Raw genomic sequence first — 22043 nt, 5'->3', positions numbered from 1 at the left:
TGGTCGCATGCGATTGAGCGAGTTCCGTCAGCTGGTCGACGACGAGTTCGGCGCGGCCTACGCCCGCGTCCTCGTCTCGGATCTCGTGCTCACCGAGCTCGACGGGCGGACGGCCGAGCGGGCGCTGGCGGACGGCACCGAGGCCCGCGAGGTCTGGCAGGCGCTCTGCCGCGCCAACGACGTGCCCGAGGCGCCCTGGCACGGGATCGACCCGAAGAAGCGTCGCGGCTGAGCGGACCGGCGAACGCCCCGGTCGCCCTGGCGGCGAAGTCGTGTTCGACACGCCGCGAGACGTTCCTCGAACCCGTGTTCGATCGGGTCTAGGCTCCTCAACAGAAGCAGAAGCCGCTCACTCTCCACCGAGGGGCTCTCGCTCGGCCCCGATGTCGGAGGTCGGGCGTACCGTCGAGAACAAGTCAACGGACCTGCTTCACCGCCTTGTCGCATCCGGCCGGCGCACCGCTCGGAGTCACCGATCGGCCAGCACCGGCACGACGCGACAGCCTGTAGGCGATACCACCACGAGCACGAGAGCGAGACGGCCATGCCCAGTTCTTCAGACCGCGAGAAGTCCCTCGAGACAGCACTCGCCCAGATCGACCGCCAGTTCGGCAAGGGCGCCGTCATGCGCCTCGGCAGCGACGACCGCGCCCCGGTCGAGGTGATCCAGACCGGTTCGATCGCGCTCGATGTCGCGCTCGGCATCGGCGGGCTCCCGCGCGGGCGCATCGTCGAGATCTACGGCCCGGAGTCCTCCGGCAAGACCACGCTGACGCTGCACGCGATCGCGAACGCGCAGCGCAACGGAGGCATCGCGGCGTTCATCGACGCCGAGCACGCCCTCGACCCCGAGTACGCCAAGAAGCTCGGCGTCGACATCGACTCCCTCCTCGTCTCGCAGCCCGACACCGGAGAGCAGGCGCTCGAGATCGCCGACATGCTGGTCCGCTCCGGCTCGATCGACCTGATCGTGATCGACTCGGTCGCAGCCCTCGTGCCCCGCGCCGAGATCGAGGGCGAGATGGGCGACTCCCACGTCGGCCTCCAGGCCCGCCTCATGTCGCAGGCCCTCCGCAAGCTCACCGGTGGCCTCAACACCACCAACACCACGATGATCTTCATCAACCAGCTCCGCGAGAAGATCGGCGTCTTCTTCGGAAGCCCCGAGACCACCGCGGGCGGCAAGGCGCTCAAGTTCTACGCGTCCGTGCGCCTCGACATCCGGCGCATCGAGACCCTGAAGGACGGCACCGACGCGGTTGGAAACCGCACCCGCGTCAAGGTCGTCAAGAACAAGATGGCGCCGCCCTTCAAGCAGGCCGAGTTCGACATCCTCTACGGCATCGGCATCTCGCGAGAGGGCAGCCTCATCGACTTCGGCGTCGAGCACGAGATCGTCCGCAAGTCGGGCGCCTGGTACACCTACGACGGTGACCAGCTCGGACAGGGCAAGGAGAAGGCGCGCCAGTTCCTCATCGACAACTCCGACATCGCGGCCGAGATCGAGAAGCGCATCCTGATCAAGCTCGGCGTGATCGTCGATCCGAACGCGAAGGTCGAGGCGGCCCCGGTCGCGATCGAGACCAAGCAGCCCGTGCGCAAGGGCGCGTAGATCGTGCGCGAGAAGGCCACGGAGGGGCCAGGAGGCCGCCCCGTGGCCTTCCTGCCCTGGGTGAAGGACGACACCGCCGAGCAGGACGGTCCGAAGGAGCAGTCCTCCTCGGCGGGGCTCCCGGAGGCACCGGTCGGTGCCCCCGGCGTCGAGCGCATCGCCGAGCTCTCAGCGCACGTCGCGCGCCGTTCGGGGTTCGAAGTCGACGCCTCGGTCGAGGGCGACGACCTCGAGGTCGACGCTCCCGAGGAGCCCGATCCCGAGCAGATCGCCGATCGCATCGTCCGCGGACTGTCGCGGAAGAGCCTCTCGGTCGCCGAGGTCGAGGCCCGCCTGTACACCGAGGGCGTCGCCGAGAAGGACGCGCTCGAGATCATCGAGCGGTTCACGCGCTTCGGCTACCTCGACGACTACAGGATGGCGGAGCAGCTCGTGCTCTCCCTCCGCGAGCGCAAGATGCTCGGCCGGTCCTCGATCCAGCAGGAGCTGCGGGCGCGCAAGCTCGATCCCGACGCCATCGCATCGGCTCTCGACGAGTTCGACGGCGATGACGAGTACCGCACGGCACTCGAGCTCGCTCGCAAGCGCCTGCCCAGCCTCCGCTCGCTGTCCGATGAGGTCGCCGAGCGGCGCCTGACCGGGTTCCTCGCCCGGCGGGGCTACGGGGGAGCGATTGTCCAGCGCGTGGTGCGCGAGACCGTGCGCCGTCCGGGCTCGAGCGTCCGCTTCCGCTGAGGCGGGCGAGCGGATCCCGACGCGTAGAATCGCCACCCATGAGCACGCTCGGCCTGATTCCCGCCCCCGAGGTCCGACCGCGGACCTACGAGGTCCGCACGTTCGGCTGTCAGATGAACGTGCACGACTCGGAGCGGCTGAGCGGCTCGCTCGAGGCGGCGGGCTACGTGCCCGCCGACGGCGCCGAGGCCGACGTGGTCGTCATCAACACCTGCGCCGTCCGCGAGAACGCCGACAACAAGCTCTACGGCAACCTCGGGCACCTGGCCTCGGTCAAGCGCCGCCACGAGGGGATGCAGATCGCCGTCGGCGGCTGCCTCGCGCAGAAGGACAAGAACGTCATCCTCGACCGCGCTCCCTGGGTCGACGTCGTCTTCGGGACGCACAACATGGGCTCCCTGCCGAGCCTGCTCGAGCGGGCTCGGCACAACGACGAGGCGCAGCTCGAGATCCTCGAGTCGCTCGACGTCTTCCCCTCGACGCTGCCGACGAAGCGCGACTCCACCTACAGCGGCTGGGTCTCCATCTCGGTCGGCTGCAACAACACGTGCACGTTCTGCATCGTCCCCTCGCTCCGCGGCAAGGAGAAGGACCGCCGCCCGGGCGAGATCCTCGCCGAGATCCAGGCCCTCGTCGACGACGGGGCGATCGAGGTCACGCTGCTCGGCCAGAACGTGAACTCCTACGGCGTCGAGTTCGGCGACCGCCAGGCGTTCTCGAAGCTGCTGCGGGCCGCGGGTGCCATCGACGGCCTCGAGCGGATCCGCTTCACGAGCCCGCACCCCGCCGCCTTCACCGACGACGTCATCGACGCGATGGCCGAGACTCCGACCGTCATGCCGCAGCTGCACATGCCGCTGCAGTCCGGGTCGGACCGGATCCTCAAGGCGATGCGACGCTCCTACCGGTCGGATCGCTTCCTCGGCATCCTCGATCGGGTCCGCGCGCGCATCCCGCACGCGGCGATCAGCACCGACATCATCGTCGGCTTCCCCGGCGAGACCGAAGCGGACTTCGCCGAGACCCTGCGCGTGGTCGAGGAGGCGCGCTTCGCCTCCGCCTTCACCTTCCAGTACTCGATCCGCCCGGGCACTCCCGCCGCGACCCTCCCCGACCAGGTGCCGAAGGCGATCGTGCAGGAGCGCTACGAGCGCCTGACCGCTCTGCAGGACGCGATCAGCGAGCGCGAGAACCGCACGGTCGTGGGCCGCGACGTCGAGGTGCTCGTCGCCACCGGCGAGGGTCGGCGCGACAACGAGACTCACCGATTGAGCGGTCGCGCGGAAGACAGTCGGCTCGTGCACTTCGACGTCCCCGAGGGCTCGGAGCTGCCGCGCCCGGGCGACGTGGTCTCCGTGCGCGTGACCCGCGCGGCTCCGTTCTACCTGCTGGCCGACTCCGTCGACGGTGCACCGCTCCGCGTCCGGCGCACCCGTGCCGGCGACGCGTGGGACCGCGCCCAGACCGAGTCCTGCGGCGTCCCCACAGCGCCCGCTGCCGCCGGTGCCGCCCCGCGGGTGTCGCTCGGTCTTCCGACGCTCCGCGCTCGCACCGCGACGCTCACCACGCCGATCTACGACACCGCCGATGGCGAGCGCTGAGGCGGTCGGTCCCGACCTCCTCGTCGTCGTCGGCGCGACCGGCACCGGCAAGTCCGAGCTCTCCCTCGACCTCGCGGACGCGATCCGCGGCTCCGGGGGAGCGGCCGAGATCGTCAACGCCGATGCGATGCAGCTCTACCGCGGAATGGACATCGGCACCGCCAAGCTCGCACCCGCCGACCGTCGCGGCGTGCGGCACCACCTCCTCGACGTCCTGGACGTGACGGAGGAGGCCTCGGTCGCCCGCTACCAGCAGGAGGCCCGCCGAGCGATCGACGACGTGCTCACGCAAGGGGCGACGCCGATCCTCGTCGGCGGCTCAGGACTCTACGTCTCGAGCGTGATCTTCGAGTTCACCTTCGCCGGCACCGACCCGGAGGTGCGCCGCGGGCTCGAGGAGGAGGCGGAGCGGGAGGGCGCGGCCGCTCTGTTCGCCCGCCTGCGCGCCGTCGATGCCGAGGTCGCCGACCGGATCGGGCCCTTCAACGTCCGCAGGATCGTCCGCGCGCTCGAGATCACCGAGCTGACCGGGTCTCCGCACAGCGCGCTGATGTCGGACGAGCCGGTGTCGTGGCGCCCGGCGTCGATCCTGATGCTCGAAGCGCCGCGGGAGGAGCTCGTCGAGCGCCTCGATCGCCGCGTCGAGCGGATGTGGGCCGCCGGGATGCTCGAGGAGGTCGAGCGTCTGATCCCGGCCGGTCTGGAGCGCGGCGTCACCGCCAGCCGTGCCATCGGCTACGCCCAGGCCCTCGCGCAGCGGTCGGGCGCGATGAGCGAGGAGGACGCGATCGCCTCCACGCAGTCGCTCACCCGGCGGTACGCCCGTCGGCAGAACAGCTGGTTCCGGCGCTACGGGCAGGCGCACCGGCTGCCGTTCGACGCACCCGATCTGCTGCCGCTCGCGCTCCGCGCCGCTCAGCTCGCCCCACCCGCCCCTCGCTAGGCTGTCGGCCATGACGATCGAGCTGCACTTCACCAAGGGCCAGGGCACCGGGAACGACTTCGTGCTCTTCAGCGACCCTGACGGTGAGGTGGACCTCTCGCCCGCGCAGATCGCGATGATCTGCGACCGCCACTTCGGAGTCGGCGCCGACGGCGTGATCCGCGCCGTCCGCTCCCGAGCGCTCCCCGTGGGCGGCGCCGCCCTCGCGCAGGAGCCCGAGGCCGAGTGGTTCATGGACTACCGCAACGCCGACGGGTCGATCGCCGAGATGTGCGGCAACGGGATCCGCGTCTACGCGGCCTTCCTCCTCGCGGCCGGCCTCGCCGAGCTCGAACCGGGCGACACCCTCCCCATCGGCACCCGTGCGGGCGTCCGCGACGTCACCCGCAGCGGTGCCGGTTTCCAGGTCGACCTCGGGCGCTGGGAACTCGCCGGCGGGGAGCCGCTGGTGCGCGCCAAGGAGCTGAAGGTCGCGCGACCCGGTCTCGGGATCGACCTCGGCAACCCGCACGTCGTCGTGGCCCTCAGCAACGACGACGAGCTCGACTCCGCCGACCTCAGCTACATCCCGCAGCTCGAGCCGGAGCCAGCCGACGGTGCCAATGTCGAGTTCGTCGTGCCGGGCGAACCGCTGATCCACGACGGCATCGGCCGGATCCGGATGCGCGTGCACGAGCGCGGCAGCGGCGAGACCTTGAGCTGCGGCACCGGTGCCGCAGCGGCCGCGCTCGCGGTGCGCTACTGGGCGGGCCCGCGCGCCCCTCAGTCGTGGCGGGTCGACGTCCCCGGAGGGACCCTCGGGGTGACGATGTTCGCCACCGAGGAGGGCGAGCACGTCGGCCTGTCCGGCCCCGCCGACCTCGTCTTCACCGGGACGATCCGGATCGACTGAGCGCGGCGGGTCAGAGCCGCGTCGTCCGGAGGATTCGGAAGCCCTTCGCGGAGGAGACCCGCTCGACCTCCAGGCGGCCGTCGAACGCCTCCGTCATCCACGACTGCAGCGAGTCGGAGCCGAGGTTGCGCTGCACGACGAGCCAGGCGTCGGCGTCGTCCTCGAGTCGCGGGAGCCAGCGCTCGAGCAGCGCGTGCAGCTCGTCCTTGCCGACCCGGATGGGCGGGTTCGACCAGATGGTCCGGAATCGCACGTCTTCGGGAACATCGTCGGGAAGAACGGCGTTGATGTTGGTGAGGCCGAGTTCTGCGCTGTTGCGCCGGACGAGCTCGAGAGCCCGCTGGTTGACGTCGACCGCCCACACCCGGGCGGCGGGCGACTCGAGGGCGAGCGTGAGCGCGACGGGCCCCCAGCCGCAGCCGAGATCGAGCAGATCGCCCTCGGCGGGGACGTCGGGCACGGCGTTCAGCAGGACGCGGGTGCCCAGGTCGATGTGACCCGGGCTGAAGACGCCGCCGGCGGTGGTGACCTCGAGGTCGCGACCGGCCAGACGGACCGCTATCCGGCGGGGCCGGAGATCGCCGTCGGGAGTACTCGTGAAGTAGTGCTCGGCGGCCATGAGAAGAGAACTTATCAACACCTTAGGAGTTAGTGTTATCCGGATGATCGAAGACCTGAACGAGACCGACACGACCGAAGGCGTGGATGTCGTCTCGCGGGTACTGGCGAACGCGCAGTCGCGTTCGGCGGGATACTCGCGCTTCGTCTCGGGCGGCGCCCAGGCGCTGCAGACGAGCGGCCACGGAGGCGAGAACTCCGACGGCGACCAGTTCGACCGCGAGGACCGGCAGGCGCTCCGCCGGGTCGCGGGTCTGTCCACCGAGCTCGAGGACGTCTCCGAGGTCGAGTACCGGCAGCTGCGCCTCGAGAACGTCGTCCTCATCGGCGTGTACTCGCAGAACTCGCTCGAGGACGCCGAGAACTCCCTGCACGAGCTCGCCGCGCTGGCCGAGACCGCTGGCGCGACCGTCCTCGACGGGCTGCTCCAGCGCCGCCCGCACCCCGACCCGAGCACGTACCTGGGCAAGGGCAAGGCCGAGGAGCTCGCCTCTCTCGTCGCAGCCCTCGGCGCCGACACCGTCGTGGCCGACACCGAGCTCGCACCCAGCCAGCGGCGCTCACTCGAGGACGTCGTCAAGGTGAAGGTGATCGACCGGACCGCGGTCATCCTCGACATCTTCAGCCAGCACGCCACCAGCCGGGAGGGCAAGGCGCAGGTCGAGCTGGCCCAGCTCGAGTACCTGCTGCCCCGCCTCCGCGGCTGGGGCGAGTCGATGTCCCGCCAGGCCGGTGGCCAGGTGGGCTCCGGCGCCGGCATGGGCTCGCGCGGACCGGGTGAGACCAAGATCGAGCTCGATCGACGCCGCATCCACACGCGGATGGCGCGGCTGCGCAAGCAGATCACCGCGATGAAGCCGGCGCGCGAGGCGAAGCGGGCCAATCGCAAGCGCAACGCGGTGCCGTCGGTCGCGATCGCGGGCTACACGAACGCCGGCAAGTCGAGCCTCCTGAACCGGATGACGCACGCGGGCGTGCTCGTCGAGAACTCGCTCTTCGCGACGCTCGACGCGACGATCCGCAAGTCTCAGACGACCGACGGCCGCCTCTACACCTTGGCCGACACCGTCGGCTTCGTCCGGGCGCTCCCGCACCAGCTGGTCGAGGCGTTCCGCTCCACCCTCGAGGAGGTCGCGGACTCCGACATCATCGTGCACGTCGTCGACGCCTCGCACCCCGACCCGGCCGGTCAGATCGCGACCGTCAGGGACGTCATCGGCGAGGTCGGCGCGCGCGGGATCCCCGAGATCATCGCGTTCAACAAGTCCGACCTGGTCGACGACGGGGCGCGCCTCGTGCTGCGCGGGCTCGCTCCCGACGCCGTCTTCGTCTCGGCGCGCAGCGGCGAGGGGATCGACGAGCTGCAGGCGAGGATCGCCGAGATCCTGCCGGAGCCCGAGATCGAGATCGACCTGCTCGTCCCGTACGACCGCGGGGACGTTGTCTCGCAGCTGCACCGCAGCGGACGCATCCTGACGACGCAGTACGTCGAGGGCGGCACGCACGTGCGCGCGCTCGTGCACGCCGAGCTGGCGGGCTCGCTCGGCGAGTTCGCTGCTCCGCCGGCGGTCCTCGAGGCCTAGGGGCCCAGCACCGGAGCGCCCGCACCCGGAGATCCGGGCGCGGGCGCTTCCTCGTTCCCGGGCCCTCCGACACACTCCGTCACGCTCGTTCACACCGCGTCACGCGAGTCGACGCGGTCCTCGGGCGTTCCTACTGTGGACCGCGTGGCGCCGCTCGGCGCTCGGAGCCGGGTCCCAGTGGTCCGCTCCCGCGAGGAGGAACGGAGGGCCGCATCGTGTCGACGAGTCGTGCGGAGTCGCCTCCGGAGCCCCACTGTCCGGCGAGCGTCCCCTTCTCCTTCGAGATCTACCCGCCGCGCACCGAGGCCGGCACCACCGCGCTCCTGCGGACGGTCGACCGCCTGGCCGAGGCCCGGCCCTCCTTCATCTCGGTGACCTACGGCGCGGGCGGCTCCTCGCGCCGCGCCTCGCTCGAGATCCTGCGCTACCTCCGGCGGAGCACCTCCGTCGAGGCGCTGGCGCACCTGACCTGCGTCGGCTCGACGCACGCCGAGGCGAGCCGGCTCGTCCACGAGTTCCTCGAGGCCGGGGTGACCCGCTTCCTCGCGCTGCGCGGCGATCCTCCCGTCGGCACTCCGGAGGGGGCCGACGTCCTCGGCGACCTCGGCAGCGCCGCCGAGCTCGTGCAGCTGATCCACCGCGTGCAGGCCGAGCGCGAGCCGTACGGAGCCGTCGCCGTCCCCGGCCTGCCGAACGCGCAGCGGGTCGACGTCGCGGGGCGCCCCCGGGCGCAGGTCGCGGTCGCGGCGTTCCCGAACGGACACCCCCGCTCGCGCTCGCGCGCGCAGGACATCGACGCGCTGCTGGCGAAGGAGGCGGCGGGAGCGTCGTTCGCGATCACGCAGCTGTTCTTCCACCCGGCCGACTACGTCCGCTTCGTCGAGCGCGCTCGCGCCGCCGGCGTGCGGATGCCGATCATCCCCGGGGTCATGCCGGTCACCAGCCCCGCGCGCCTGCGCCGGATGCTCGAGCTGAGCGGCGAGGACCTCCCCGCCGAGCTCGCGATCGCCCTCGACGTCGAGCCCGACGACGACGCCCGCCGCCGCATCGGCGTCGCGCACGCCGCCTCGATGGTCAGGACCCTCGTCGAGGCCGGCGCGCCCGCGATCCACCTCTACGCCTTCAACCGCCATGAGGAGGCCCTCGCCGTCCTCGCCGAGAGCGGCCTGCTGCCCCGGGAGCCCGCGCCCGCGGGCGGCCCCCACCCGTCACCATCCCTCACCACGGAGAGAGCATCATGAGCACGACCGCAGCCGTCTTCCCCACCGGAACCGTCCTGGGCTATCCCCGCATCGGACGGCGCCGCGAGCTCAAGAAGGCGATCGAGTCCTTCTGGGCCGGATCGATCGACGCGGCGGCGCTGGAGGAGTCGGCGGCCGCCCTCCGCACCGCGACGCGCGAGCGTCTGGTCGCCCTCGGCCTCGGCCGCAGTGACTCCTCGATCCCCGAGGCGCACTCGTTCTACGACCAGGTGCTCGACATCACGGTCGCGGTCGGCGCGATCCCCGAGCGCTTCGCCGACCTCGTCGTCGACGGGTCGCTCGACCTCGCGGGGTACTTCACCCTCGCCCGCGGAGACGGCGATCGTGCGCCGCTCGAGATGACGAAGTGGTTCGACTCCAACTACCACTACCTCGTCCCCGAGATCGGTCCCGAGACCGTGTTCTCCGCCGCCGATTCCCGCCGGGTGCGCGAGGTGGCGGAGGCGCGCGCCGCCGGATTCACGACGCGTCCCGTCCTCGTCGGACCCGTGACGTACCTCCTGCTCGCCAAGGCGTCCGACTCGGCGCCCGAGGGATTCGAGCCGCTCTCTCGCCTCGCCGACCTGCTGCCCGTGTACGCGCAGCTCCTCTCGGAGCTCCGCGAGGCGGGGGCCGAGTGGGTGCAGCTCGACGAGCCCGCGCTGGTCTCCGAGTCGATCGAGGTCGACCGCGCGCGGGTCCTCGAGGCGACGGCCGAGGCGTACCGCGTTCTCGGCGGCTCGGTGGAGCGTCCGGCGCTCTTCGTCGCCGCTCCGTACGGCGATCTCGGCGACGCCCTCCCGGTGCTCGCGGCCTCGCCGGTGGAGGCGGTCGGCATCGATCTCGTGAAGGGGTCCGCACCCTCCGAGGTGCTCGAGGACACGGTGCTGGTCGCCGGAGTGGTGGACGGCCACAACGTCTGGCGGGGCGACCTCGCGGGTGCCCTCGAGACGGCGGAGGCGCTCCGCCCCTTCGCGGCCCGGGTAGCGGTCTCGACGTCGACGTCGCTCTTCCACGTGCCGCACGATGTGACCGACGAGCCCGATCTCGACCCGCGCCTCGCCTCCTGGCTCGCCTTCGCCGACCAGAAGGTGCAGCAGGTCGCGGTGCTCGCCCGCGGGCTCACGGAGGGTCGCGACGCGGTCTCGACCGAGCTCGCCGAGGCCGCCGCGGCGCTCGAGGACCGTCGCGAGGCTCCGGGCGTGCGCGACGGCGCCGTGCGCGCCCGCGCGGCCGCGCTCCGGCCCGACGACTACCGGCGCGCCCCCTACGACGAGCGCCTCGCGGCCCAGGAGGCGGCGCTCGCCCTGCCGCCGCTGCCCACCACGACCATCGGCTCGTTCCCGCAGACCCGCGACATCCGCACCGCCCGTGCCGCGCTCGGTCGCGGCGACCTCACCGAGGCGCAGTACGTCGAGCGCATGCGCGACGAGATCGAGCGGGTCGTGCGCCTGCAGGAGGAGATCGGGCTCGACGTCCTCGTGCACGGCGAGCCCGAGCGCAACGACATGGTGCAGTACTTCGCCGAGCACCTGGACGGCTTCGCCGTGACCCGGAACGGCTGGGTGCAGTCCTACGGCAGCCGCTGCACGCGGCCCTCGCTGCTCTGGGGAGACGTCTCACGGCCCGCCCCGATCACGGTCGACTGGTCGCGCTTCACCCAGTCGCTCACGGACCGGCCGGTCAAGGGGATGCTGACCGGGCCCGTGACGATCCTCGCGTGGTCGTTCGTCCGGGACGACCAGCCGCTGAAGGAGACGGCCGAGCAGGTCGCCCTGAGCCTGCGCGACGAGATCACCGACCTCGAGGCGGCGGGCATCCGCATCGTCCAGGTCGACGAGCCGGCGCTGCGCGAGCTGCTGCCGCTCGAGAGGGCGAAGCAGCCCGCCTACCTCGAGTGGTCGGTCGGCTCGTTCCGGCTCGCGACGGCGGGCGCGGCGATCGCGACGCAGATCCACACGCACCTCTGCTACTCCGAGTTCGGAGTCGTCATCGACGCGATCGACCGGCTCGACGCCGATGTGACCAGCATCGAGGCGGCCCGGTCGCGGATGGAGGTCGTGGGCGACATCGAGCGCTCGGGCTTCGCGAGGGGGATCGGCCCGGGCGTCTACGACATCCACTCGCCGCGCGTGCCAGGCGAGCCGGAGCTCGCGGAGCTGGTCGGGACGGCACTGTCCTCGATCCCGGCGCGCCAGCTCTGGATCAACCCGGACTGCGGGCTGAAGACCCGCGGCTACGACGAGACCGTCTCGTCGCTGCGTGCGATGGTGACGGCGGCGTCGGCCGCGCGACAGGAGCTCGTGGAGGGCGCCGGAGTCTAAGAGCCCGGGAACGACGAGGGGCGGACGGCATCTGCGCCGTCCGCCCCTCGCCGTGCACTCCGCGTCAGACGGAGCGCAGGACCGCGACGATCTTGCCGAGCACCTCGGCCTCGTCGCCCAGGATCGGCTCGAAGTTGGAGTTGCGGGGGAGCAGCCAGGTGTGGCCGTCGCGCTGGCGGAGCACCTTGACGGTCGCCTCGCCGTCGAGCATCGCCGCGACGATCTCGCCGTTCTCGGCGGTGCGCTGCGACCGCACGACGACCCAGTCGCCGTCGCAGATGGCGGCGTCGATCATCGACTCGCCGACGACCTTCAGCATGAACAGCTCGCCCTTGCCCACCAGCTGGCGGGGGAGCGGGAACACCTCGTCGATCTGCTGATCGGCCGTGATCGGCACGCCCGCCGCGATCCGGCCGACCAGCGGCACCATCGCCGCGTCGCCGACGGTCACGGTCGACTCGAACGAGCCGTCGTCCTCGGTCGAGCTCGGGACGTCGATGAGGATCTCGAGCGCGCGGGGGCGGTTGGGGTCGCGACGGAGGTAGCCGCTCAGCTCGAGCTGGTTGAGCTGGTGCGTCACGCTCGAGAGCGAGGCGAGGCCGACGGCGTCGCCGATCTCGCGCATGCTCGGCGGGTAGCCGCGGCTCGAGACCGAGCGCTGGATCGCATCGAGGATCGCGAGCTGCTTGGCGCTCAGGTTCTTTCGGCGGCGACCCGCGCTCTGCTTGGTCTTCGGCGTCTGCGCGTCGCTCACGGTGCTCCCTCTCTCGGCGCGCACCCCGCGTGCGCGCCCTCCCGGCTGCGATCCGACGACGAATGTCGGTGGTCGCTGCTGTACTACCTCCGGGCTCTCGAAACTGTATCCGCCGTGAGTCCTCGTTCGAAACATTCGTTCGAGTGTGTCGCGAGGCGATGCCCCGACGACCGCGAGACGGATACGACGCGACAGGCACTTGCCCATCGCGAAGTTCGAAGATATATTCGGAACAGAGATTCGGGGCGGCCTCCCGGCCGAGGTCCGCCCCGAGTCCCTGCTGAAAGGAGCGATCCCATGACCGCACAGAACTCTCTTGAGACCGAGCAGGAGTCGATGGCTCAGCGCCCGCACTCCGCGCGCTCGCTGAAGGTCGTCTCGTCTCCGACCACCCACCTGCGCATCACGCGTCGCGGGCGGGCGGTGCTCGCCACTCTCGGAGCGCTGCCGATCGTCGCGGGTGCCTTCGTGTTCGGGCTGAACGGCGGCGGAGCCGTCGCCTCGGCGGATCAGTCCGGTGTCGAGTTCCAGTACGTCACCGTCCGCGCGGGCGAGTCCCTGTGGTCGCTCGCCGAGGAGCTCGCTCCCGAGTCCGATCCCCGCGACGTGGTCGACGACATCCTGTCGCTCAACCAGCTCCCCAGCGCCGGCATCGAGCCCGGCCAGCGCCTCGCGGTGCCGTCCCAGTACGACGTCGTCCGCTGAGCCGCTCCAGGTCTGAGCCACTCAGGTCTGAGCCGCTCAGGTCCGAGCCGCTCAGGTCCGGCGAGGCCGCCGCTAGCATCTTCTGGTGACGACTCTCGATGACCTGCCCCTGCGCGACGATCTCCGTGGCAAGCACCCGTACGGTGCTCCCCAGGCCGTCGTGCCCGTCGCACTGAACGTCAACGAGAACACCCACCCCGTCCCCGACGACGTCGTCGCCGACATCATCGAACGGGTCGGCATCGCCCTTCGGACTGTGAACCGCTACCCGGACCGCGAGTTCCGGGAGCTCCGCGACTCCCTCGCCGGCTACCTGGGGCACGGTCTCACCGCCGAGAACGTCTGGGCCGCGAACGGCTCGAACGAGGTCCTCCAGCACGTGCTGCAGGCGTTCGGCGGGCCGGGGCGCTCGCTCCTCGGCTTCGCACCCACCTACTCGATGTACTCCATCCTCGCCTCCGGCAGCGGCATGGAGTGGATCCCCGCCCCGCGCGAGAGCGATTTCCGCGTCGGCGCCGCGCACGCCGCCGAGCAGGTGCGTCTGGCGCGGCCCGACATCGTCTTCCTCTGCGCGCCGAACAACCCCACCGGTACTCCGCTCGATCTGGACACCGTCGCCGCTGTCTACGACGCGACCGACGGAATCGTCGTGGTCGACGAGGCCTACGCCGAGTTCGGCGGTGCCGGCGGCCCCACCGCGCTGAGCCTGCTGCCCGGCCGCCCCCGCCTGCTCGTCTCCCGCACCATGAGCAAGGCGTTCGCCTTCGCGGGCGTCCGACTCGGCTACCTCGCCGCCGATCCCGCCGTCATCGACGCGCTGCGTCTCGTCCGGCTGCCCTACCACCTCTCCGCGCTCACCCAGGCGGCGGCGACCGCCGCGCTGGCCCACTCCGACGAGATGCTCGCGATGGTCGGCGACATCATCGTGCAGCGCGATCGCATGGTCGAGGGACTCCGCGCCCTCGGCTTCCGCGTGCACGAGACGGGCAGCAACTTCGTCCTGTTCGGCGGAGTGCGCGATCCGCGCGCGACGTTCGAGGCGCTCCTCGCACGCGGTGTCCTGATCCGCGACGTCGGCATCCCGAACCACCTGCGGGTGAGCGCGGGCACGGCCGCCGAGACGACGGCGTTCCTCGACGCGATGGCCGAGGTGGTCGCGTCCGACGCTCCCGGCGACGAGTGACCGACGGCTCCTGAGGGTCGTCCGCCTCCCGGCCGGCCCGTCGGCGGGCGCGAATAGACTGGTGTCATGACCTCTCCGAGCGCTGCACCGCGGCGCACCGCCTCCCTCAGCCGCGCCACCAGCGAGTCGAGCATCGAGCTGTCGATCGACCTCGACGGCACCGGCGTCGCCGACCTCGAGACCGGCGTCCCCTTCTTCGACCACCTGCTGACGGCGTTCGCGAAGCACTCGCTCACCGACCTGACCGTTCGGGCCACCGGCGACATCGAGATCGACATCCACCACACGGCCGAGGACATCGGCATCGTGCTCGGAACCGCGATCAGGCAGGCGCTGGGCGACAAGGCGGGCATCTCGCGCTTCGGCGACGCTCTCGTGCCCCTCGACGAGGCGCTCGTCCAGGCTGTCGTCGACATCTCCGGTCGGCCCTACCTCGTGCACACCGGCGAGCCGGAGGGCTTCGCCCTGCACCTGATCGGCGGGCACTTCACCGGCTCGATGGTGCGGCACGTCTTCGAAGCGATCGCCTTCCACGCCGGACTGACCGTGCACGTCACCGTCCTCGGCGGGCGCGACCCGCACCACATCGCCGAGGCCGAGTTCAAGGCGTTCGCGCGCGCCTTCCGCCAGGCGAAGGCCTTCGACCCCCTGGTCGCGGGAGTCCCGTCGACCAAGGGCGCGCTGTGACCGGCGAGCGCCCCTCCGTCGTCGTCTACGACTACGGCTCGGGCAACGTGCACTCGGCGGTCAAGGCCCTCGAGCTCGCAGGCGCCGATGTCGAGCTGACCTCCGATCGGCAGCGCGCCCTCGAGGCCGACGGCCTGCTCGTCCCCGGAGTGGGCGCTTTCAGCGCGGTCATGGACGCGCTCACGAAGGCACGCGGCGGCGAGATCATCGACAAGCGACTCTCCGGCGGTCGCCCTGTCCTCGGGATCTGCGTGGGCATGCAGGTGCTCTTCGAGCGCGGTGTCGAGCGCGGCGTCGAGAGCGAGGGTCTCGGTGAGTGGCCGGGCACCGTCGATCTGCTCCCCGCCGAGGTCGTCCCGCACATGGGCTGGAACACCGTCTCTGCGCCGACCGGCTCGGTGCTGTTCGACGGCATCGAGGACGAGCGCTTCTACTTCGTGCACTCCTACGGCGCGCGGGAGTGGTCGCTCGACGTCATCCCGCCGTTCCCCCGCCCGCACGTGACGTGGGCCGAGCACGGCGGGCCCTTCATCGCGGCCGTCGAGAACGGGCCGCTGTCGGCGACGCAGTTCCACCCCGAGAAGTCGGGAGCCGCGGGGCTCCGACTGCTCTCGAATTGGCTGGGCAGCCTCCGCACGAACTAGGATCGGCCGGTGGTCGGCCGCCCCTGGCGGAGGACCGCAATGAGGCTCCGAGACTGAGGATGACGATGAGCGAGTTCACCAAGGCCCCGGGCCTGGTCCTTCTCCCCGCGATCGACGTGGCCGGCGGCAAGGCCGTCCGCCTGACGCAGGGCGAGGCGGGCACCGAGACCAACTACGGCGACCCCATCGACGCCGCGCGCGACTGGGCCGACCAGGGCGCCGAGTGGATCCACCTGGTCGACCTGGACGCGGCCTTCGGTCGCGGTGACAACCACGGGATCATGAAGAAGGTCATCCGCCAGGTCAAGGGCGTCAACGTCGAGCTCTCCGGCGGCATCCGCGACGACAGGAGCCTCGAGTCGGCCCTGAGCGCCGGAGCGAAGCGCATCAACCTCGGCACGGCGGCGCTCGAGAACCCCGAGTGGGCGGCGAGCGTCATCGGCCAGTACGGCGACCAGATCGCGGTCGGTCTCGACGTGCGCGGCACGACGCTCGCGGCGCGCGGCTGGACCAAGGAGGGCGGCGACCTCTGGCACGTGCTCGACCGCCTCGAGGAGGCGGGCTGCACCCGCTACGTGGTCACCGACGTCACGAAGGACGGGACCCTGCAGGGGCCGAACCTCGAGCTGCTCGAGCAGGTCATGGCGCGCACCCGGCGGCCGGTGATCGCCTCCGGAGGCATCTCGAACCTCGACGACATCGCCGCCCTGCGCGATCTCGTCCCCCAGGGCCTCGAGGGCGCCATCGTCGGCAAGGCGCTGTACGCGGGCGCGTTCACGCTCGCGGAGGCGCTGGATGTCGCTTCCGAGTGACTCACGCGCGCTCCCCGCGCACCTGACCGACTCGGCCGGGACTCCCTGGGCGGGGCGGCACTTCGAGTCGGCCCCCGCGAGCGACGACGACGGCAGCGCGCCCGAGCTCCTCGCGCGGGCCCTGGCGGGCTTCTCCTCCGGCGCCGTCGGCCCTGAGACCGTGGTCGACGCGCTCCGCGAGTCGCGCCTGCTCATCCCCCTGGTCGCCCACCTGGGCGAGGAGGCCGAGGGGGTGGCCGGGCTCCGCGCCGACAAGACGCAGGAGCTCTCGATCGTCACGGTCGCGGGTCCCGACGGTCGCAGCGTGCTGCCGGTCTTCAGCAGTGTCGACGCCATGCGCCGCTGGGATCCCTCGGCGAGGCCCGTGCCGGTCGACGGCCGCCGGGCGGCCCTCGCCGCCGTCGCCGAGAAGACCGAGCTGATGGTCCTCGACCCCGTCTCCGAGTACGAGTTCGCGGTGCGACGACCGGCCGTGTGGGCCATCGCCGAGGGCGCCCCGTGGCATCCCAGCTTCGGTGATCCCCGTGTCCTGGCCGCCCTGCGGACGGGCGCGGCATCGGAGGAGGCCGTCGCCTCGCTCGAGACACTGGCGGGGGATCCGCGTCAGCGGCTCGCCGGCCCCGAGTTGATCGTCGTGCTCGGCGTCCGCCCCGGACTCGACCGCCCCTCGCTCGACGGCCTGGTCGAGCGGCTCGGAGCGCGCTGGGCCGAGGACGAGACCGTCGCGGCCCGCGTCGACTCGATGTCGCTCCGGCTCGCGGCGTCGGACGCCCAGGAGCGCCCCGCCGTCAGGTGACCGGGCCGGTCCACTTCTCGCCCGGCCCCTTGCCGATCGGGTCCTGGATGGGCGAGGCCTCGCGGAACGCGAGCTGCAGGGTGCGGAGTCCGTCGCGCAGGCTGCGGGCGTGCATGTCGCTGATGTCGGGCGCGCCGGCGGTCACCAGGCCGGCGAGGGCGTTGATGAGCTTGCGCGCCTCGTCGAGGTCGATCTCGGCGCCGGGCTCGTCGGCGAGCCCGCACTTGACCGCCGCGGCGCTCATCAGGTGCACCGCGGCCGTGGTGATGATCTCGACGGCCGGGACCTCGGCGATGTCCCTCGCGGCCTCGAGATCGGCGGAGTCGTCTCCGTCGCCGAAGCGGCGTGCGTAGTCGTCGTCGTGCTGAGCCATGGGTCCTTCGTTCGGTGGGGTGCGCATGCCGCATCCGGGGAGCGCCGGGGTGGCGGCGTGAAGCGCTCTGTCGGTCGGGCCGCGAGTCTGCTATGGTGATGCGGGCTCCGGGGCATGTCCCCGGTTCGAAAGTGGAGATTCTCCCACCCGCGCTTGACCGCTTCACTAGGTTACCGGGTCTGAAGCACTCCGCCTCCGGCAACGGGGGCAGGGCTGCGGCGCTCGAGGTCCGCCTCGAGTCCGCGCCGAAGGGTGCGAGCGATGTGCGTCTACAGCACCTCGCGCAAGGGAATCACCTCTCTCGGGATGCGCCGGATCACTCCGGCCGCAGAGCAGCAACTCACCGAGATCAGAGGAGAAACGCAATCAGCGATCCCCGTACCAACGACCGTATCCGCGTCCCCGAGGTCCGCCTCGTCGGTCCCGCCGGAGAACAGGTCGGCGTCGTGAAAATCGAGGTCGCCCTGCGACTCGCGCAGGATGCAGACCTGGATCTGGTCGAGGTTGCTCCCAACTCCAAGCCTCCCGTCGCCAAGATCATGGACTACGGGAAGTTCAAGTACGAGCAGGCTCAGAAGCTCAAGGAAGCCCGTCGCAACCAGGCGAACACGATCCTCAAGGAGGTCCGGTTCCGCCTGAAGATCGACAAGCACGACTACGAGACCAAGCGCAAGCGCGCCGAGGGCTTCCTCAAGGCCGGCGACAAGGTCAAGGCGATGATCCTCTTCCGAGGCCGCGAGCAGTCCCGCCCCGAGATGGGCGTCCGACTCCTGCAGCGCTTCGCGGAGGACGTGGCCGAGTTCGGCCAGGTCGAGTCCACACCGACCATCGACGGTCGCAACATGGTGATGGTCATCGGCCCCCTGAAGAACAAGTCCGAGGCGAAGGCCGAGGCGAACGCCGTCCGCGCCGCTCGTCGCGAGGCCAACACCCCCGAGGAATCGGCCGAGGCCGAGACCGAGACGGTCTAGCACTGCCCACTACTTCACCGCCCCGGCCTCGGGGCCGGTGCACGTCCCCGCTCGCGGGGCCCATGCTTCGCCCCGCCGTGTGCGGGTGTGACGTCGACAAGGAGAGAACATGCCCAAGATGAAGACCCACTCGGGTGCCAAGAAGCGCTTCAAGGTGACCGGCTCCGGCAAGCTCATGAAGCAGCAGGCCGGCATGCGCCACAACCTGGAGTCCAAGTCCAGCGTCCGCACCCGCCGCCTCAACCAGGACCAGGTCCTCGCCCCGCAGGACGCGAAGGTCGCCAAGAAGCTGCTCGGCCTGTAGTCCGCTACACCGCCGCACAGAACTTCACCGACCAGGATCGATAGGAAGAAAAAGAAATGGCAAGAGTCAAGAGGGCGGTCAACGCCCACAAGAAGCGTCGCGTCATCCTCGAGCGCGCGAAGGGCTACCGCGGCCAGCGTTCGCGTCTGTACCGCAAGGCGAAGGAGCAGGTCACCCACTCCCTCGTCTACTCGTACCGCGACCGTCGTGCGCGCAAGGGCGAGTTCCGCCGCCTCTGGATCCAGCGCATCAACGCCGCCTCCCGTGCGAACGGCCTGACCTACAACCGCTTCATCCAGGGCCTCGCCCTGGCCGGAGTGCAGGTCGACCGCCGCATCCTCGCCGACCTCGCGATCACCGAGCCCGCGACCTTCGCCGCCCTCGTGGCGACCGCGAAGAACGCGCTGCCGGCCGACACCTCCGCTCCCCGCGCCGCGTAGTCAGCACTGCTTCCCGAAGGGGGTCACGACCGAGGTCGTGGCCCCCTTCGTCGTCTCCGCGACGTGTCGACCGGGGCGGTGGGACGCGCGCCGATAGGCTCGCCGCATGCTCGACAACCCTCGTTCTCCCCGCGTCCGCTCCGTCGCCAAGCTCACTCGGCGCCCGGCGCGGCAGGAGACGGGGCTGTTCCTCCTCGAGGGCCCGCAGGCCATCACCGAGGCGCTGCAGTACCGTCCCGAGCTCCTCGTCGAGTCGTTCGCGACTCCGACGGCGCTCGAACGCCACCCCGAGATCGTAGCGGCCGCCGAGGAGGCGGACGTCGAGATCGAGTACGTCACCGAGGACGTCCTCGACTCGATGGCCGACACGGTGACTCCGCAGGGCTTCGTCAGCGTCTGCCGCCAGTTCCCGACCTCGCTGAAGGACATCGTCGCCTCCGGCCCGCGCCTGGTCGCGGTGCTCGAGGAGGTCCGCGACCCGGGCAATCTCGGCACCATCATCCGGGCGGCCGACGCCGCGGGCGCCGACGCCGTCGTCCTCACGGGTCGCTCCGTCGATCTCTACAATCCCAAGGTGGTGCGGTCGACGACCGGATCGCTCTTCCACCTGCCCGTCGCGGTCGACGCCGAGCTCTCCGACGTGCTGCAGCGGCTGCGCGGGGCGGGGCTGCGCGCCGTGGCCGCCGATGTGAAGGGCGAGGACCTGCTCGGGATCCGCGACCGCGGCGACCTCGCGCAGCCGACGGTGTGGGTCTTCGGCAACGAGGCCCGCGGCCTCGAGGCCGAGTCGCTCGAACTGGTGGACGCCGTCGTCGCGGTGCCGATCTACGGAGCCGCCGAGTCGCTGAATCTGGCGACCGCCGCCTCCGTCTGCCTGTACGAGAGCGCGTTCGCCCTCCGTTCCTGAGTGAAACGGCGCCCTGCCTGAGTTCCGCCTGGGGGAAAAGCGGCGTTGTTACTCTCTGATTAAGAAAACGCTCATGATTTGACCCGCCCATTCGCGTGTGATTCTCTGGCCGAATGGAAGCAGCTCCCCAGCGCACGCCCGCTCCCGCCGGTGAACCCCTGGTCGTTCTCGACGGTGTGCAGAAGCACTACGGCGAGTTCCAGGCACTGAAGGACATCGATCTCACCGTGCACCGCGGGGAGGTCGTCGTGGTCCTCGGACCGTCGGGCTCCGGCAAGTCGACGCTCTGCCGCACGATCAACCGCCTCGAGACCATCTCGGGCGGCACGATCTCGATCGACGGTCAGAAGCTGCCGGAGGAGGGCAAGGGCCTCGCCGCCCTCCGTGCCGACGTGGGCATGGTCTTCCAGTCCTTCAACCTCTTCGCGCACAAGACGATCCTCGAGAACGTCACGCTCGGGCCGATCAGGGTCCGCAAGCTCGCCCGCAAGGCGGCCGAGGCCGAAGCGCAGGCGCTGCTCGACCGCGTCGGCGTCGGGCACCAGGCGGCGAAGAGCCCCGCCCAGCTCTCGGGTGGCCAGCAGCAGCGCGTCGCGATCGCCCGGGCGCTCGCGATGAAGCCGAAGGTGATGCTCTTCGACGAGCCGACCTCGGCGCTCGACCCCGAGATGATCAACGAGGTCCTCGACGTCATGGTCGGCCTCGCGAAGGACGGCATGACGATGATCGTCGTCACCCACGAGATGGGCTTCGCCCGCAAGGCCGCCGACCGCGTCGTCTTCATGGCCGACGGCGAGATCCTCGAGGACACCGATCCCGAGACGTTCTTCACGGCCCCGCGCACCGACCGCGCCAAGGACTTCCTCTCGAAGCTGATCACGCACTAGCGGATCAGCTCACGCGCCCGAACATCCGACACGTCGGCCCCTGGAACCCTCGGGGCCGGCAGGACATCGCCCGCTCCGGCGGGCCGAACCCCAGGAAGGACGATCATGCGCACCAAGCTCATGTTCATGACCGCAGGACTCGCTGCCGCGGCCCTCACCCTCGCAGGCTGCGCCGGCGACTCCGGAGGCACCGGAGCAGGCTCCGAGTCCGGCGAGGCCGCGACCTACGAGGTCGCCTCCGACGTGACCCTCGAGGGCAGCCCCACCTTCGACACGATGACCGACGCCGGGGGAGTGACCATCGGCGTCAAGGAGGACCAGCCGGGTCTCGGCTACCTCGACGCCGCGACCGGTGAGCGCTCCGGCTTCGACATCGAGATCGCGAAGTGGATCGCCGCGTCGCTCGGCTTCTCGGAGGACGAGATCACCTTCGAGGCGATCCCGTCGGCCAACCGCGAGGCGTCGATCGTGAACGGCGACATCGACTACTACGTCGGCACCTACTCGATCACCGACAAGCGCAAGGAGCAGGTCGGCTTCGCAGGACCCTACTTCGAGACCGGCCAGCAGCTCCTGGTCGCGGCCGACAACGACACCATCGAGGGTCCGGACGACCTCACGGCCGACACCACCGTGTGCTCGGCGACCGGATCGACCCCGATCCAGAACATCCGCACGAACTACCCCGACGTGCCCACCGAGGAGTTCGACACCTACTCGCAGTGCGTCGACGCCCTGAACGACGGCCAGGTCGACGCGGTCACCACCGACGGCGCGATCCTGATCGGCTACGCCGCGCAGAGCCCCGACGAGCTCAAGGTCGTCGGCGAGCCCTTCAGCACCGAGCTCTACGGAGTCGGCCTCGCGAAGGACGACGACGCCCTCCGCGGCTTCATCAACGACATGCTCACCGAGGGTGGCGACACCTGGAGCGCCATCTACGACGAGACGCTCGGCGAGTCCGGCACCGAAGTCGAGCAGCCCGCGGTCGACGCCTACTAGGAGGTCCCCGGGCGGCGCGCACCGCCGCC

The 22043-nt window shown here is 70.9% G+C and carries 24 protein-coding genes; 21 read left to right on the top strand and 3 right to left on the bottom strand.

The window, feature by feature from the left end:
- Nucleotides 1-7: 7 nt before the first annotated feature.
- The 6 genes from GRS92_RS15490 (at nt 8) to dapF (ending at nt 5783) form a co-directional block, all read left to right on the top strand.
- Nucleotides 8-232, top strand: a complete 225-nt coding sequence (locus GRS92_RS15490) for a DUF3046 domain-containing protein (RefSeq protein WP_159858025.1) — start codon at nt 8-10, stop codon at nt 230-232.
- Nucleotides 233-544: 312 nt separating this feature from the next.
- Nucleotides 545-1612 (top strand): recombinase RecA, encoded by a 1068-nt coding sequence (gene recA, locus GRS92_RS15485; RefSeq protein ID WP_159858023.1) that lies wholly within the window; start codon nt 545-547, stop codon nt 1610-1612.
- A gap of 42 nt (nt 1613-1654) precedes the next feature.
- Nucleotides 1655-2347, top strand: coding sequence for a regulatory protein RecX (locus GRS92_RS15480; protein ID WP_159858021.1), 693 nt, complete (start codon nt 1655-1657; stop codon nt 2345-2347).
- Nucleotides 2348-2385: 38 nt separating this feature from the next.
- On the top strand, nt 2386-3948 hold the full coding sequence (gene miaB, locus GRS92_RS15475) for a tRNA (N6-isopentenyl adenosine(37)-C2)-methylthiotransferase MiaB (protein WP_159858019.1): 1563 nt from the start codon (nt 2386-2388) through the stop codon (nt 3946-3948).
- The gene (gene miaA, locus GRS92_RS15470) at nt 3935-4891 is read left to right on the top strand and encodes a tRNA (adenosine(37)-N6)-dimethylallyltransferase MiaA (protein ID WP_159858017.1); all 957 of its coding nucleotides are present in this window, start codon (nt 3935-3937) and stop codon (nt 4889-4891) included. Before miaB ends, miaA begins: the two co-directional genes overlap by 14 nt.
- A 10-nt stretch (nt 4892-4901) precedes the next feature.
- Nucleotides 4902-5783: a diaminopimelate epimerase gene (dapF, locus tag GRS92_RS15465; protein WP_159858015.1), complete on the top strand. Its 882-nt coding sequence runs from the start codon at nt 4902-4904 to the stop codon at nt 5781-5783.
- Between the two features lie 10 nt (nt 5784-5793).
- Here the strand turns inward: dapF and GRS92_RS15460 are convergent, their stop codons facing one another.
- Complete coding sequence (locus tag GRS92_RS15460; protein ID WP_159858013.1) at nt 5794-6402, bottom strand: class I SAM-dependent methyltransferase; 609 nt, start codon at nt 6400-6402, stop codon at nt 5794-5796.
- 43 nt (nt 6403-6445) lie between these two features.
- Between GRS92_RS15460 and hflX the strand changes: the two genes are divergently transcribed.
- The 3 genes from hflX to metE all read left to right on the top strand — a co-directional run bounded on the left by hflX (nt 6446) and on the right by metE (nt 11549).
- On the top strand, nt 6446-7984 hold the full coding sequence (hflX, locus tag GRS92_RS15455; protein ID WP_159858011.1) for a GTPase HflX: 1539 nt from the start codon (nt 6446-6448) through the stop codon (nt 7982-7984).
- Nucleotides 7985-8199: 215 nt separating this feature from the next.
- A complete protein-coding gene (locus tag GRS92_RS15450; RefSeq protein WP_159858009.1) occupies nt 8200-9225 on the top strand; it encodes a methylenetetrahydrofolate reductase in 1026 nt (341 codons plus the stop codon).
- Complete coding sequence (gene metE / locus GRS92_RS15445; protein ID WP_159858007.1) at nt 9222-11549, top strand: 5-methyltetrahydropteroyltriglutamate--homocysteine S-methyltransferase; 2328 nt, start codon at nt 9222-9224, stop codon at nt 11547-11549. Before GRS92_RS15450 ends, metE begins: the two co-directional genes overlap by 4 nt.
- A 64-nt stretch (nt 11550-11613) precedes the next feature.
- On the opposite strand, the gene lexA is transcribed toward metE, so the two are convergent.
- Nucleotides 11614-12303 (bottom strand): transcriptional repressor LexA, encoded by a 690-nt coding sequence (gene lexA, locus GRS92_RS15440; RefSeq protein WP_235022059.1) that lies wholly within the window; start codon nt 12301-12303, stop codon nt 11614-11616.
- A 297-nt stretch (nt 12304-12600) separates the two neighbouring features.
- Here lexA and GRS92_RS15435 point away from each other — a divergent pair, with 297 nt between their 5' ends.
- From GRS92_RS15435 to GRS92_RS15410, 6 genes are all read left to right on the top strand, one after another.
- Nucleotides 12601-13008, top strand: a complete 408-nt coding sequence (locus GRS92_RS15435) for a LysM peptidoglycan-binding domain-containing protein (protein ID WP_235022058.1) — start codon at nt 12601-12603, stop codon at nt 13006-13008.
- Nucleotides 13009-13093: 85 nt separating this feature from the next.
- Nucleotides 13094-14191 (top strand): histidinol-phosphate transaminase, encoded by a 1098-nt coding sequence (locus GRS92_RS15430; protein WP_204162066.1) that lies wholly within the window; start codon nt 13094-13096, stop codon nt 14189-14191.
- A gap of 66 nt (nt 14192-14257) precedes the next feature.
- Complete coding sequence (hisB, locus tag GRS92_RS15425; protein WP_159858003.1) at nt 14258-14878, top strand: imidazoleglycerol-phosphate dehydratase HisB; 621 nt, start codon at nt 14258-14260, stop codon at nt 14876-14878.
- The gene (gene hisH / locus GRS92_RS15420) at nt 14875-15522 is read left to right on the top strand and encodes an imidazole glycerol phosphate synthase subunit HisH (RefSeq protein WP_159858001.1); all 648 of its coding nucleotides are present in this window, start codon (nt 14875-14877) and stop codon (nt 15520-15522) included. Before hisB ends, hisH begins: the two co-directional genes overlap by 4 nt.
- Nucleotides 15523-15587: 65 nt before the next feature.
- Nucleotides 15588-16334 (top strand): bifunctional 1-(5-phosphoribosyl)-5-((5-phosphoribosylamino)methylideneamino)imidazole-4-carboxamide isomerase/phosphoribosylanthranilate isomerase PriA, encoded by a 747-nt coding sequence (priA, locus tag GRS92_RS15415; RefSeq protein ID WP_159857999.1) that lies wholly within the window; start codon nt 15588-15590, stop codon nt 16332-16334.
- On the top strand, nt 16318-17130 hold the full coding sequence (locus tag GRS92_RS15410; RefSeq protein WP_159857997.1) for an SseB family protein: 813 nt from the start codon (nt 16318-16320) through the stop codon (nt 17128-17130). Before priA ends, GRS92_RS15410 begins: the two co-directional genes overlap by 17 nt.
- On the opposite strand, the gene GRS92_RS15405 is transcribed toward GRS92_RS15410, so the two are convergent.
- Nucleotides 17123-17503 carry a DUF1844 domain-containing protein gene (locus tag GRS92_RS15405; RefSeq protein WP_159857995.1) on the bottom strand — a complete coding sequence of 127 codons (381 nt, stop codon included), beginning with the start codon at nt 17501-17503 and terminating at the stop codon, nt 17123-17125. The genes GRS92_RS15410 and GRS92_RS15405 overlap by 8 nt on opposite strands.
- Nucleotides 17504-17868: 365 nt before the next feature.
- Between GRS92_RS15405 and infC the strand changes: the two genes are divergently transcribed.
- The 6 genes from infC to GRS92_RS15375 all read left to right on the top strand — a co-directional run bounded on the left by infC (nt 17869) and on the right by GRS92_RS15375 (nt 22014).
- Nucleotides 17869-18474: a translation initiation factor IF-3 gene (gene infC, locus GRS92_RS15400; RefSeq protein WP_159858151.1), complete on the top strand. Its 606-nt coding sequence runs from the start codon at nt 17869-17871 to the stop codon at nt 18472-18474.
- Nucleotides 18475-18583: 109 nt separating this feature from the next.
- On the top strand, nt 18584-18778 hold the full coding sequence (gene rpmI / locus GRS92_RS15395; RefSeq protein ID WP_056042364.1) for a 50S ribosomal protein L35: 195 nt from the start codon (nt 18584-18586) through the stop codon (nt 18776-18778).
- Between the two features lie 56 nt (nt 18779-18834).
- A complete protein-coding gene (gene rplT, locus GRS92_RS15390; RefSeq protein ID WP_159857993.1) occupies nt 18835-19218 on the top strand; it encodes a 50S ribosomal protein L20 in 384 nt (127 codons plus the stop codon).
- A 106-nt stretch (nt 19219-19324) separates the two neighbouring features.
- Nucleotides 19325-20125: a TrmH family RNA methyltransferase gene (locus tag GRS92_RS15385; protein ID WP_159857991.1), complete on the top strand. Its 801-nt coding sequence runs from the start codon at nt 19325-19327 to the stop codon at nt 20123-20125.
- A gap of 113 nt (nt 20126-20238) precedes the next feature.
- A complete protein-coding gene (locus GRS92_RS15380) occupies nt 20239-21012 on the top strand; it encodes an amino acid ABC transporter ATP-binding protein (protein ID WP_159857989.1) in 774 nt (257 codons plus the stop codon).
- A gap of 105 nt (nt 21013-21117) precedes the next feature.
- Nucleotides 21118-22014, top strand: a complete 897-nt coding sequence (locus tag GRS92_RS15375; protein WP_159857986.1) for a glutamate ABC transporter substrate-binding protein — start codon at nt 21118-21120, stop codon at nt 22012-22014.
- Nucleotides 22015-22043: the final 29 nt, after the last annotated feature.

This window comes from Rathayibacter sp. VKM Ac-2754 (genome assembly GCF_009807095.1).
Lineage (GTDB): Bacteria > Actinomycetota > Actinomycetes > Actinomycetales > Microbacteriaceae > Rathayibacter.
The sequence above is the reverse complement of the archived record's forward strand: the minus strand, read 5'-3'. Positions and strand labels throughout refer to the sequence as shown.